Below are 12,577 nucleotides of genomic sequence, written 5' to 3' on the forward strand. Positions count from 1 at the left end.
GAATCCTTCATGATCGGGCAAAAATCGCATTTGGCGAATATGGATAAATGGAAGCAGTGGAGAGAGGAACGGCAGCTGGACGCAAAACGTACGCTGATTGAAACCTACTTGCCGCTTGTTGATTATGTGTCCGGCCGTCTGTCCATCGGGCTGCCCAAAAACGTCTCCAAGGACGACCTGACGAGCTACGGCGTCATGGGGCTGATTGATGCGATCGAGAAATTCGATTACGAACGAGGTCTGCAGTTCGAGACCTACGCCTCCTGGCGCATCCGCGGCGCGATGATTGATGGTTTGCGCCAAGGTGACTGGGTCCCGCGTTCAGTCCGGGAAAAAGCGAAAAAAATCGAAGAAGGCTACCAGAAGCTGGAGCAGCGCTATTTGCGCTCCGTAACGGATGCCGAGATGAGCGAATATTTGCAGATCAGCGAGAGCGACTTTCAGCAGATGGTGCAGGACATCGCAGTGACGACGATCTGCTCGGTCGATGACCCGATTCGCGAGGAAGAGGCGGAGACACGCCTGTCCATTCTGATTGACGAGAAAGCGAAAAACCCGGAGTCCACGGTTCATGATGTTTATTTGAAGGATACGCTGGCGCAGGCGATTGAACGTCTGACGGAAAAAGAAAGAACGGTCGTTTCCCTTTTTTATTATGAAGAGCTTTCGCTAAGTGAAATTGCGGAGGTCATGAGTCTTTCCCCATCCAGAATCTCGCAATTGCACTCCAAAGCAATTTTGCGGTTGCGAGGCTCCCTGAGTCGTCACAAGTCGCAACTTTTTCAAGACTAAAGCAAGGAAGCGGGGATTATGATGGGTGAAATGACGATGCCGTTAAGCTACTACTTAGACGTGGTATTGTCTGATGATAAATTGACAGCATGTTTGAAGTTCACGAATTGTGATGAACGGTTTACGGTTACGCTCGAGCAGCTGGAAGAGCTGCTGAAAACGTATCATATTGTACATGGCATTGATCAAGCGAAATTACTGGAAATCGTGAAAGATCCATCCGCGTTCTTCTACACCAACACGGTTCTCGCGACCGGGGAAGCGCCCCGCAATGGGGCCGATGGCAAAATCGTGATGTCATTTAACCTGAATGATCAAACGAAAAAGCCAGCGGAGATGGAGGACGGGAAGGTTGACTATAAAGAAGTAACGGCGATTCATAATGTACGCAAGGGACAGCTGATCGCGGAGCGTATTCCTGCTGAGACAGGGACGCCGGGAAGAGCGGTTACCGGGGAAGCGCTGTTTGCCAAGGACGGCAAGGAAGCCCGGTTCAAGCCGGGTAAAAATGTCGTCATGGATACCGAGCAGCTCGCGATGTATGCAGCTATTGACGGCATGGTCACCAAAACGGAACGTGAAAAAATCAACGTGTTTCCGATCTTCGAGGTGAATGGCGATGTCGATTACAATGTCGGCAACATTGATTTTGTCGGCTCAGTCGTCATTCGCGGCAATGCGCTGCCAGGCTTCCGGATCAAGGCAGCGGGCGACATTCGCATTACCGGAAATGTGGATGGGGCTGACCTTGAGGCGGGCGGCTCCATTGAAATAAATGCCGGGATTTTGGGGCACAATAAAGCGGTTATCCGTGCCGGCAAACGGGTGAAGTGCTCCTTCATCCAGGATGCTACGGTTGAAGCGGGAGAGGAAGTGCAGGCCAATCAGAGCATTATGCACTCCAATATCCGCGCCGGCCGGTTTGTTCTCTGTAAGGGCGCCAAGGGGCTGATCGTCGGCGGGCAAATTCAAGCGGGCGAATCGGTCGTCGGTCGGACGATCGGCAATGCGATGTCAACGGTTACGTCGATCGAGGTTGGCGTGCTGCCGGAGCTGCGCAATGAATTGAAGCAGCTGCGCGAAAGCTTGAGAGCGCTCAATGACAACTATGAAAAGACGGATAAGGCGCTAGTGCTGCTCGACCAGCTGGCCGCTGCGGGACAGCTGACGCCGGACAAGGTTGGGCTGCGCATCAAGCTTAACCATACGAAGAAGCAAGTGGCGGAAGAGGTGTCGAGCGCCAAGGAGCGCATTCTGGAGATCGAGAAATCGCTGGAGGATTCCGAGCTGGCGAAGGTGGAAGTGATCGGGAATGTGTTTAGCGGTACGAAAATCGTCATCGGCCGGTATACCAGGTTTATAAAGGATACGTCGCCACGGGTCAGGTTTCAGCTGGTGGACGGCGATATTGCGATGCTGCCGATTCAATAACGGACCGGGAGGGAAGCCGCATGAGCATGAAAGCCGTTGAAATGCAATTTGCTCTTCATAAAAATGATGAGGTCGGGCTGAAGCAGCAGCAATTGATCCATAAGCCTGTGCACGATCAGGCTGCGTTGTCGCAGGAGTCGGAAAAGCAGCTGGTGCAGGAGCGCCGAATTAGCGCGAAGACAGCGGAAGCCGCCCGGACGGCTGCCGACCCGGATGGCGGACGCGAGGAGGGCGAGGGGAAGCGCGGGGCCGCGGCCTCTGCCCGGTCCGGCAAAGCGAAGGCGGACAGCGCAGGCCCGGCCCCTCATGACGGTCACCCCTTCAAGGGACATCATATCGACATCTCGCTTTGACTACTTGCAGTGAAATTAGGTGATAGCTTTGAATCAACCGTGGATTTATATCGTGCTGTTTGGTCTGCTGCTGATCGTGTATGCCCGCTTGCTGCCTAAGGCGCAGGAAGCCTCCAAGGAAACGCCCGGCGTCATGAAGGAAGTGGAGCATGCGATGGATCATTTTGCGGTGGAGCTTGAGGAGCAGAACAAGGCGATTGTCCAGCTTTTTTCAGACACTCGAAAAGACTACGAAACCCATGCGGCGAAGCTGGCTGTTCGGGTCGAAACGCTGGAAAAGCATAATCAGCAGCTTCAGTCCGAGCTGAGCCGGGTAGGCTTCGTGACGGAACAGATCCAGAAGCAGCAGGTGAACGTTCAGGACACCGTGCCGGAGTCTCGGCAAAGCAGCCAAAGCCAGGCGCTGGCTGGCGAAGCAGCTGCTCCAGGGCGTGAGGCGCAGCCAGCGGCGGCGGCAGCCGGCTTTTCGGAGGAGCAGGCCAGTGAGGCTGAGCCGCAGGAAAGCCGCGACCGCCCGATGAACATCCGCCAGCGCTACAGCGAGCTTTTTCAACTGCATGCCCAAGGCAAATCGACGGATGCAATTGCGAAGAAGCTGGGCATCAACAAAGGCGAAATCTCGCTGATCCTGCAGCTTGCGAAACAGGAGGAAGGCGCGGATGTCGAATAAAAAATCGCTTTTCTACGGGCTCGGCAGCGGCTTGATTGCCGGCGCTGTGCTGCTGCAGCTTATGAATGCCGCTCCAAGCGTCAGTCCGCTGACGACGGAGGAGCTGAACGGAAGTGGGAGCGGGGGCGATGCCCGTCCCGCCGCAGAGCCGTTGACCCGCGACCAGCTGAAGGAAGCCGCGGCCGTTTATTTTCAGGTGTATGAGAAGGACGCAAAGGTGTATCTCCAGCCTCAGGTGGACGAGCTGATCCAGCAGCGGCTTGCCGAGCAGCAAGCACAGCAGAAGCCCGTCCAAGCCGAGAAAGAGACGATGATTTACATCCAAAGCGGCATGGTGCTGTGGCAAGTGTCCGATCTGCTCGTCAAAAGCGGCCTGATTGCGGACAAAAAAGCGTTCGAGAATGAGATGTACAAGCGCCGGCTGTCCGGCAGCCTGATTACCGGGGCGCATCAGTTCAAAGGACCGCAATCGCTGGAGCAAATTATAACGGGGCTAACGGTCAAATAAACCGGGCTGAATTTGTTTGATTGTGACGATTGGACGTATTGGTTGCAACCTTATGCGACTTATGGTATAGTAATCCACGGTGTAAAAATCCACACGCCGATGAATTCCAGTGAGGGTGCTTCCGCGTTGCCGAGAGGTGTCGATTCGACGACAGCTTCGTCAATAATCTGGAAGTTTCACTGTGAAGATGATATCGCGCGGAGGTACCAAAAACAACTATATTTGAGGAGGTGCGTGAGGATGGCAGTAATCTCCATGAAACAGCTGCTCGAGGCTGGTGTACACTTCGGTCACCAAACCCGTCGCTGGAACCCTAAAATGGATCGTTACATCTTCACCGAAAGAAACGGAATTTATATTATCGACCTGCAAAAAACGGTTAAAAAGGTTGAGGAAGCTTATAACTTCGTCAGATCTGTAGCCGAGGACAACGGAACGATTTTGTTCGTTGGTACGAAAAAGCAAGCTCAAGATTCAGTGAAAGAAGAAGCAGAGCGCAGCGGTCAGTTCTACATCAACCAACGCTGGTTGGGCGGCACGCTGACTAACTTCTCCACGATTCAACAGCGGATCAACCGTCTGCATGAGCTGGACAAATGGGAAACGGACGGCACGTTCGACGTTCTTCCTAAGAAAGAAGTTATCATTCTTCGCAAAGAAAAAGATCGCCTGGAGAAATTCCTTGGCGGTATCAAACATATGAAAGGTTTGCCAAGCGCGTTGTTTATCATCGACCCTCGCAAAGAGCGGATCGCTGTTGCTGAAGCTCGCAAGCTTGGTATTCCAATCGTCGGTATCGTTGATACAAACTGCGATCCGGACGAAATCGACTACGTCATTCCTGGTAACGACGATGCGATCCGCGCGGTTAAATTGTTGACAGCCAAAATGGCTGACGCTGTTATCGAAGCTCAACAAGGCGAGCAAACAACAGCTTAATCCACATACACGTACGAATACGAAAAGGGTGGTTCAAAGGTGCAAAATCCTTTCACCGCCCTTTTTTTAAGGTGTAGTTTCAGAAAAGAACTCTAAGGAGGCCCTAACGATGGCAGTAACTGCAGCAGCAGTAAAAGAATTGCGTGAAAAAACAGGAGCAGGTATGCTCGATTGTAAAAAAGCGCTTGAGGAAGCAAACGGCGATCTGACGAAAGCTTCCGAGCTTCTGCGTGAAAAAGGGTTGGCCGCTGCGGCTAAAAAATCCGACCGTGTTGCAACGGAAGGCATGATCGAGTCCTACATCCACGCTGGCGGTAAAATCGGCGTACTGGTTGAAGTTAACAGCGAAACAGACTTCGTAGCGAAAAACGAGCAGTTCAGAACGTTCGTACGCGATGTTGCTTTGCACATTGCCGCTTCGAATCCTAAGTTCCTGCGCCGTGACGAAGTTCCTCAAGAAGCGCTTGACAAAGAACGCGAAATTTTGACAAATCAGGCTTTGAACGAAGGCAAGCCTGAGAAAATCGTTGAAAAAATCGTGGAAGGCCGTCTGGCTAAATACTACGAAGAATATTGCTTGCTTGAGCAGCCGTTCATCAAAGATCCGGACAAAACGGTTGAGCAAGTATTGAAAGAAAAAATCGCCACAATCGGCGAAAACCTCTCGATCCGCCGCTTCGTTCGTTACGAGCTGGGCGAAGGCCTTGAAAAGAAACAAGAAAACTTCGCTGAAGAAGTTATGAGCCAAGTCAATTTGTAAGCCATATGCAAGTCAAACAGGGGACACCGGCGTGTTCCCTGTTTGTTAAGTACGGGAAATGTGCTTTAATGAAAGGGAGGTATGTGGCTTTGGAACGCCCGAAGTTTAAAAGAGTCGTATTGAAATTAAGCGGTGAGGCCTTGGCGGGACAGCAAGGCTACGGGATTGATTCGGAGATGATCAGTTCCATTGCGCAGCAGGTGAAAGAAGTGACCGATCTTCAAGTGGAAGTTGCTATCGTCGTAGGCGGCGGCAACATCTGGAGAGGAATCGCCGGCAGCGCGAAAGGAATTGATCGGGCGACCGCCGATTACATGGGTATGCTCGCCACAGTGATGAACTCCCTGGCCCTCCAAGACGCGCTGGAGACGATCGGCGTTCCGACACGCGTGCAATCCTCCATAAATATGCAGCAGGTGGCGGAGCCTTACATTCGCCGCAGAGCGATTCGGCATCTGGAGAAGGGCCGTGTCGTCATTTTCGCCGCAGGCACGGGTAATCCGTTTTTCTCGACGGATACGACCGCTGCGCTTCGCGCCGCTGAGATTGAAGCGGAAGTGATCCTGATGGCGAAAAACAAAGTGGATGGCGTTTATTCGGCCGATCCGTTCAAAGATCCGAGTGCTGTAAAGTTCGAAACGTTGACTTATCTCGAGGTGCTCAACAAAAACCTTGGCGTTATGGATTCAACCGCTTCTTCGTTATGTATGGATAACAATATCCCGCTGATTGTCTTTTCGATTACGGAAAGCGGCAATATCAAGCGTGTCGTCGTTGGAGAGAAGATCGGCACGATCGTAAAAGGGAGTGTATAGCCAATGCCGCAAACGATTAAAAAAAATGCCGAAGAGCGGATGGACAAAGCCATCGCTTCGCTGAAAAAAGAACTGCTGTCGCTGCGCGCAGGCCGTGCGACGCCGGCGCTGCTGGACCGGATTCAGGTTGAATACTACGGCGCGATGACGCCGGTTAACCAGCTGGCGAACATCAATACGCCGGATTCCCGCACGCTGATGATTCAGCCTTGGGACAAAAGCTCGATGGCTGCGATTGAGAAAGCGATTTTGAAGTCTGATTTGGGCTTGAACCCGTCTAATGACGGAAGCAGCATCCGGATCATTATTCCTGCGCTGACCGAAGAACGCCGTACCGAGCTGGTCAAGATGACCCGTAAGTCCGGCGAGGAAGCAAAGGTAGCCATCCGCAATATTCGTCGTGATGCAAATGATGAAATCAAGAAGCTGGAGAAGGCAGCGGGAATGTCTGAAGACGAGTCGCGCGGCCACCAGGAAAATATTCAGAAGTTCACGGATAAGTTTATTGCTGAAGTTGACAAAACGCTGCAAGCAAAAGAAAAAGAAATCATGGAAGTGTAATGGGCAAAGACCCCCTGAATGTAGGGGTCTTTTAGTCTTTTAGTCTTTCCTGATGGAGGATTGGCATGAAACCATTTGTAAAGTGGTTCGGCAGTAAGGCAGAGAAAGCGGAGGCGGCGCAAGGCCTCGCTTCCGATAACATCCCGAGCCATGTGGCTGTTATCATGGACGGCAACGGCCGATGGGCGCAAAAACGCGGTCTTCCGCGGATTGCTGGTCACCATTCGGGTATGAAAAATGTGAAAAAAATAACGATGGCGGCGAATGACATCGGGGTTCAGGTGTTAACGATGTACGCTTTCTCGACTGAGAACTGGAAACGGCCGAAGGAAGAAGTCGAATACCTGATGAAGCTGCCGCTTGAGTTTTTCCCTAAAGAGATCGAAGAGCTGATTGCCAATAATGTACAGATTCGGATGACGGGCTGGCCGCAGGATTTGCCGGATTACACGTTGAAGTCTGTGCAGGATGCGATTGATCAGACCAAGCACAATGACGGACTTATTCTCAATTTTGCGCTTAATTATGGCGGCCGCAAAGAGCTGTTGTCTGGCGTAAAGCAGCTGATGCGTGATGCGCAAGCCGGCAAGGTACAGCCGGAGGACATTGACGAGGCGGCATTCTCGCGTTATTTGCTGACAGATCCGCTGCCGGACCCGGATCTGCTGATTCGTACGAGCGGCGAGCTGCGGATCAGCAATTTCATGCTGTGGCAGCTGGCTTATTCGGAGCTGTGGTTTACGGATTTGTGTTGGCCGGAATTCAGCGAGCAGCATTTCTACGAAGCAATCCAAGAATACCAGCGGCGTGCCCGCAGATACGGCGGCTTATAGCGGCAATTGGAGGAATTACACATTGAAGCAGCGGATCGTAACAGGAGTCGTAGCAGGGCTCGCATTTTTCATTTTGTTAGTGTTGGGCGGCTACTGGTTTACCGGTCTGATTGTCGCGCTTGCCGTCATCGGCTACGATGAATTTCTGAGAATGAACGGGTTGAAGAACAACCGGATGGTGGAAGCAGTCGGTTATTTAGGATTAGCGCTGCTGACCATCCCCTGGCAATTCGCTACGCTCGGCCACAGCCATTTCATCTGGCTGCTGATGTTTTTGTTTCTGGCGGCAACGGTCATCAGCAAAAACAGAACGACCATTGACCAGGCGGCCATGGCCTTCATCGGCATGGTCTATATTGGTCTCGGTTTTCATTACATGATCGTCACCCGCAGTGTGCCGGAGCACGGGCTGTTCTGGACGCTGCTTGTTTTTCTATGCATTTGGACGACGGATTCCGGCGCTTATTTTACCGGCTCCAAGTTTGGCAAAACGCCGCTCTGGCCGACAATCAGTCCGAAAAAGTCGGTCGAAGGCGCTGTTGGCGGCGTCGTGCTTTCGATTGTGGTAGCGCTTGTATTCGCTTGGCTGCGGCCCGAGCTGCTTGGCTATGGTCAGGCGGTGTGGCTGGGACTGGTCATCGCCGTAATCGGCCAAATGGGCGATTTGATTCAATCGGCCTATAAGCGGGTGAAAGGGATCAAGGATGCGGGAACGCTGCTGCCCGGCCATGGCGGTGTGCTGGACCGGACGGACAGCTGGCTCATTGTTTTTCCGTTTCTGCAGCTGCTGTCGTTGATTCCTCATGCTTGACTTTGTACGGAAGGTAGGAGACGCATGAAAAAAATCAGTATTCTCGGATCGACGGGCTCCATCGGCACGCAAACGCTTGACGTCGTGGCGCACGCGCCGGAGCTGTACCAGGTAACCGCTTTGGCGGGCGGCTACAATCTCGATCTGCTGCGGGCGCAGATGCTGCAGTTCCGGCCGGCCGTTGTATCCGTCGCGACGAGGGAGCTGGCAGACCGGCTGCGGCCGGATGCTCCGGCCGGCACGCGGGTTTGTTACGGTGCAGACGGACTGCTGGAGGTAGCGACCGATAATGACGCCGAGCTTGTCGTGACAGCGATTGTCGGCAGCCAGGGGCTTGAGCCGACGCTCGCGGCGATTGAAGCGGGCAAGCACATCGGATTGGCCAACAAGGAAACATTGGTGAGTGCGGGCCATCTGGTTGCGGAAGCGGCGACGCGGCGCGGGGTGTCATTGCTGCCGATCGACAGCGAGCATTCTGCGATTTTCCAATGCTTGAACGGGGAAAACAGATCCCGGCTACATAAAATCACGCTGACAGCTTCCGGCGGCTCCTTCCGCGACCGGACTCGCGCCGAGCTGGCTGGCGTCACGGTCGAAGATGCGCTACGGCATCCAAACTGGTCGATGGGCGCCAAGGTGACCATTGACTCGGCTACGATGGCCAATAAAGGTCTTGAGGTGATCGAGGCGCACTGGCTATTCGGTTTATCGTATGATCAAATTGACGTGATGATCCATCCGGAGAGCATCGTCCATTCTTTTGTGGAATTTGTAGATTGTAGCGTAATCGCGCAGCTCGGCTTGCCCGATATGCGGGTGCCGATCCAATATGCGCTGACGTATCCGGACCGGGCCGCTTCCCCGGCCGAGCGTCTGCGGTTGTCGGAGATCGGCCGGCTGCATTTTCGCGAGCTAAGCTTCGAGCGGTATCCGTGCATCGCGATGGCCTACGAAAGCGGCCGCGCAGGCGGCACGATGCCGACGGTATTTAACGCGGCCAATGAAATTGCCGTTGCGCGCTTTTTGCGCGGCGAGATTTCATTTCTGGCGATTGAGGAGCTCATCGGCAGCGTAATGGCCAAGCATCAACCGGTAGCGAGCCCCGAGCTTGGCGCGATTTTGGACAGCGATGCCTGGGCCAGGGCCGAAGCGCAGCAATTCGCTTAAGCCGCCGGAGACCGGGAGGCATGTTTGGGCTGCGGCGCTAATATGTTCATAGCATGGGCTCGGCTTGTGTTCGGTTTGGCATTAATGGTAATCTAAGAACACATGGAAACGCCCTTCCCATGACTTGCATAGAATGGACATTGAGGTTGAAGGAGGCCGCGAGCTGGAGTGAGTTTGCAAACTATTTTGCTGATTGTGCTCTTGTTTTTTGTACTTGTGTCGGTGCATGAATGGGGTCACCTTTATTTTGCCAAACGCGCGGGCATTTTGGCCCGGGAGTTTGCGATCGGCTTTGGACCGAAGGTGCTCTCCTTTGTCAAAGGAGAAACCCGTTACACGCTGCGTCTGCTGCCAATCGGCGGCTTCGTGCGCATGGCCGGCGAGGACCCCGAAATTGTGCAGATCAATCCGGGACAACGGATTGCCATCGGTCTCAAGCAGGACAAGGTCACTCACATTTACTTGAACAACTTCGACAGCCGCCGCGATGCGCTGGAAGGCGTCGTCGAAGAAATCGACCTGGAGCGCAAGCTGTTTATCCAGCTGGATGTGGACGGCGCGGTGGAGCGGTACGCCGTTCATCCGCAAGCGATGATGGTCAGTCAGGACAAGGAGACGCAAATTGCTCCTTGGGACCGTCAGTTTGGCAGCAAGACAGTAGGGCAACGGGCGATGGCGATTTTTGCCGGTCCGCTGATGAACTTTATTTTGGCGTTTCTGCTGTTTGTAACGGTTATGTTTATAGCGGGCGTGCCGGTGCCGGATCGTGTCCGTGTCTCGGATACGGTAGCCGGAGGCGTAGCCCAGCAGGCCGGTCTGCAAAGCGGCGATGTCATTGTCTCGGTGAACGGTGAGGCGATTGGCGGCGACAGCAAGAAGCTCACGACGCTGATTCAAGCTTCGCAGGGCAACGTGATGAATTGGGTCGTGCAGCGAGATCAGCAGCAATTGACCAAGCAGGTCAAGCCTGCGCTGAGCAACGACAGCATGTATCGCGTAGGCGTTACGCTTGGCCCGGATATGCGTCCGGCATCGTTTGGCGAAGCGATTACAGGCGGCGTGAAGACGATGGGCTCAGCTTCCACCATTATTTTGGACGGCTTCGGCAAGCTGGCGACGCTGCAGGTGAAGATGGACGATCTCGGCGGTCCGGTTCGGATTGTGGAATTTACAAGCGAGCGGGCGAACGCCGGAGCAGCCGAATATATTCACTGGATGGCGGTCATGAGCTTGTATCTCGGCTTGTTTAATTTATTGCCGATTCCGGCTTTGGATGGCAGCCGACTGATTTTTCTGGCGCTGGAAGCGGTGCGCGGCAAGCCGGTTGATCCGAATCGCGAAAGTCTGGTGCATTTCGTCGGCTTCGCGATGCTGATGCTGCTGATGCTTGCGGTTACGTATAACGATATTTTACGATTGATGAAGGGGTAGCGCGCCTGCGCTGCCGCTTGAGTAGGGGGAGCTCGCGGTCATGTCGAAGGATAAGCAGGAGAAGCAGTTTGTAAAGGAAATTACGCCGCAAAGCGAGGACTTCTCGCGTTGGTATATTGATACGATCAAGAAGGCCGATCTGATGAGTTATTCGCCGGTTCGGGGCTGCATCGTATTTAAGCCGGACGGCTATGAGATTTGGGAGCATATCCAGCGCGAGCTGGATGCACGCTTCAAGGCAACGGGACACCGCAACGCGTATTTCCCGATGTTTATCCCGGAGAGCTTTTTTCAGAAGGAAAAGGATCATATCGAAGGCTTCAATCCTGAGCTGCCTTGGGTAACAGAGGCTGGCGGAGAGAAGCTGGAGGAGCGTCTGGCGATCCGCCCGACATCCGAAACGATGATCGGCCACATGTATGCGGAGTGGATCAATTCCTACCGCGACCTGCCGCTGCTGATCAACCAGTGGGCGAATGTCGTCCGCTGGGAGAAAAAAACGCAGCCGTTTTTGCGGACGAGCGAGTTTTTGTGGCAGGAAGGCCATACGGCGCACGAGGACGAAGCCGACGCCCGCAAGGAAACGATGCAGATGCTGGACATTTACCGCGATTTTGCGGAAAATTTTCTGGCGATCCCTGTTATTATGGGGCAGAAGACGCCATCCGAGAAGTTTGCGGGCGCCGTTGACACGTATTCCATCGAAGCGATGATGAAGGACGGCAAGGCGGTACAGGCGGGGACCTCGCATTACCTTGGCACCAACTTCGCCGTAGCCTTCGACATCAAATATTTGGACCGGGAAAATCAGCATACGTTTTGCCATACGACGTCCTGGGGCGTCAGCACCCGGCTGATCGGCGCGCTTATTATGGTTCACGGCGATGACCGCGGACTGGCGTTGCCGCCAAAGGTAGCGCCGACGCAGGTCGTCATGATTCCGATCGGACCGCCGAAAACACGTGAGCAGGTCATTGCTTGCGTAGACGGCTTGTACAGCCAGCTGAAGCAAGCGGGTGTGCGCGTGAAGGTGGATGACCGTGTGGATCAAAGCCCGGGCTGGAAGTTCAATGAATACGAGATGCGGGGCGTACCGGTTCGTGTCGAGCTGGGGCCGCGTGACATGGAAAACGGACAGGTCGTGCTCGTATCGCGGATTACCGGCGAGAAGCGGGTCGTGGCGCAAAGCCAGTTCGTGGAAGAAGTGCAAAAGCTGTTGACGGAAACGCAGCAGGAAATGTATGATCGAGCGAAGAAGTTCCGTGATGAGGCGATGACAAGCGCCGATACATTGGATGAGCTGAAAGGCTTCCTGCAGCAGAAGCGCGGCTTCTCGCTGTCCGGCTGGTGCGGCTCGGACGCCTGCGAAGCGACCGTGAAGGAAGAGACGGGGGCGACAAGCCGGAATATTCCGTTTGCGCCGGACGTGCAGAAGTCAACGTGTCTGGTCTGCGGCGAGCCTGCGAAACATACGGTTGTGTTCGGACGGTCGTATTAAGCGTCAGG

Annotated in this window: 14 protein-coding genes; all 14 read left to right on the forward strand. The window is 54.1% G+C overall.

Annotated elements, in window-relative coordinates; translation table 11 throughout:
* The first annotated feature begins 9 nt into the window (after positions 1-9).
* Entirely contained in the window at positions 10-792 is a 783-nt protein-coding gene (locus tag AC6ROY_RS05645) for a FliA/WhiG family RNA polymerase sigma factor (protein WP_500099104.1), read from the forward strand.
* A gap of 21 nt (positions 793-813) precedes the next feature.
* The gene (locus AC6ROY_RS05650) at positions 814-2,223 is read left to right on the forward strand and encodes a flagellar assembly protein A (protein WP_500099281.1); all 1,410 of its coding nucleotides are present in this window, start codon (positions 814-816) and stop codon (positions 2,221-2,223) included.
* Positions 2,224-2,243: 20 nt separating this feature from the next.
* Positions 2,244-2,576 carry a hypothetical protein gene (locus tag AC6ROY_RS05655; RefSeq protein WP_500099106.1) on the forward strand — a complete coding sequence of 111 codons (333 nt, stop codon included), beginning with the start codon at positions 2,244-2,246 and terminating at the stop codon, positions 2,574-2,576.
* A gap of 28 nt (positions 2,577-2,604) precedes the next feature.
* Positions 2,605-3,246 (forward strand): hypothetical protein, encoded by a 642-nt coding sequence (locus tag AC6ROY_RS05660; protein WP_500099108.1) that lies wholly within the window; start codon positions 2,605-2,607, stop codon positions 3,244-3,246.
* A complete protein-coding gene (locus AC6ROY_RS05665) occupies positions 3,236-3,754 on the forward strand; it encodes a hypothetical protein (protein WP_500099109.1) in 519 nt (172 codons plus the stop codon). Before AC6ROY_RS05660 ends, AC6ROY_RS05665 begins: the two co-directional genes overlap by 11 nt.
* Before the next feature lie 240 nt (positions 3,755-3,994).
* Entirely contained in the window at positions 3,995-4,693 is a 699-nt protein-coding gene (gene rpsB, locus AC6ROY_RS05670; protein ID WP_500099110.1) for a 30S ribosomal protein S2, read from the forward strand.
* A 109-nt stretch (positions 4,694-4,802) separates the two neighbouring features.
* Positions 4,803-5,453, forward strand: a complete 651-nt coding sequence (gene tsf, locus AC6ROY_RS05675; protein ID WP_500099111.1) for a translation elongation factor Ts — start codon at positions 4,803-4,805, stop codon at positions 5,451-5,453.
* Positions 5,454-5,542: 89 nt separating this feature from the next.
* Positions 5,543-6,268 (forward strand): UMP kinase, encoded by a 726-nt coding sequence (pyrH, locus tag AC6ROY_RS05680; protein WP_500099112.1) that lies wholly within the window; start codon positions 5,543-5,545, stop codon positions 6,266-6,268.
* A gap of 3 nt (positions 6,269-6,271) precedes the next feature.
* Positions 6,272-6,829 (forward strand): ribosome recycling factor, encoded by a 558-nt coding sequence (frr, locus tag AC6ROY_RS05685; RefSeq protein WP_500099113.1) that lies wholly within the window; start codon positions 6,272-6,274, stop codon positions 6,827-6,829.
* Positions 6,830-6,894: 65 nt separating this feature from the next.
* Positions 6,895-7,662, forward strand: coding sequence for an undecaprenyl pyrophosphate synthase (gene uppS, locus AC6ROY_RS05690; protein WP_500099114.1), 768 nt, complete (start codon positions 6,895-6,897; stop codon positions 7,660-7,662).
* A 22-nt stretch (positions 7,663-7,684) separates the two neighbouring features.
* Entirely contained in the window at positions 7,685-8,473 is a 789-nt protein-coding gene (locus tag AC6ROY_RS05695) for a phosphatidate cytidylyltransferase (protein ID WP_500099115.1), read from the forward strand.
* Positions 8,474-8,497: 24 nt separating this feature from the next.
* Entirely contained in the window at positions 8,498-9,640 is a 1,143-nt protein-coding gene (locus tag AC6ROY_RS05700) for a 1-deoxy-D-xylulose-5-phosphate reductoisomerase (protein ID WP_500099116.1), read from the forward strand.
* 168 nt (positions 9,641-9,808) lie between these two features.
* Entirely contained in the window at positions 9,809-11,071 is a 1,263-nt protein-coding gene (rseP, locus tag AC6ROY_RS05705; RefSeq protein ID WP_500099118.1) for an RIP metalloprotease RseP, read from the forward strand.
* Positions 11,072-11,111: 40 nt separating this feature from the next.
* Positions 11,112-12,569, forward strand: coding sequence for a proline--tRNA ligase (gene proS, locus AC6ROY_RS05710; RefSeq protein ID WP_500099119.1), 1,458 nt, complete (start codon positions 11,112-11,114; stop codon positions 12,567-12,569).
* Positions 12,570-12,577 lie beyond the last annotated feature (8 nt).

This window comes from Paenibacillus sp. sg306046, assembly GCF_059821225.1.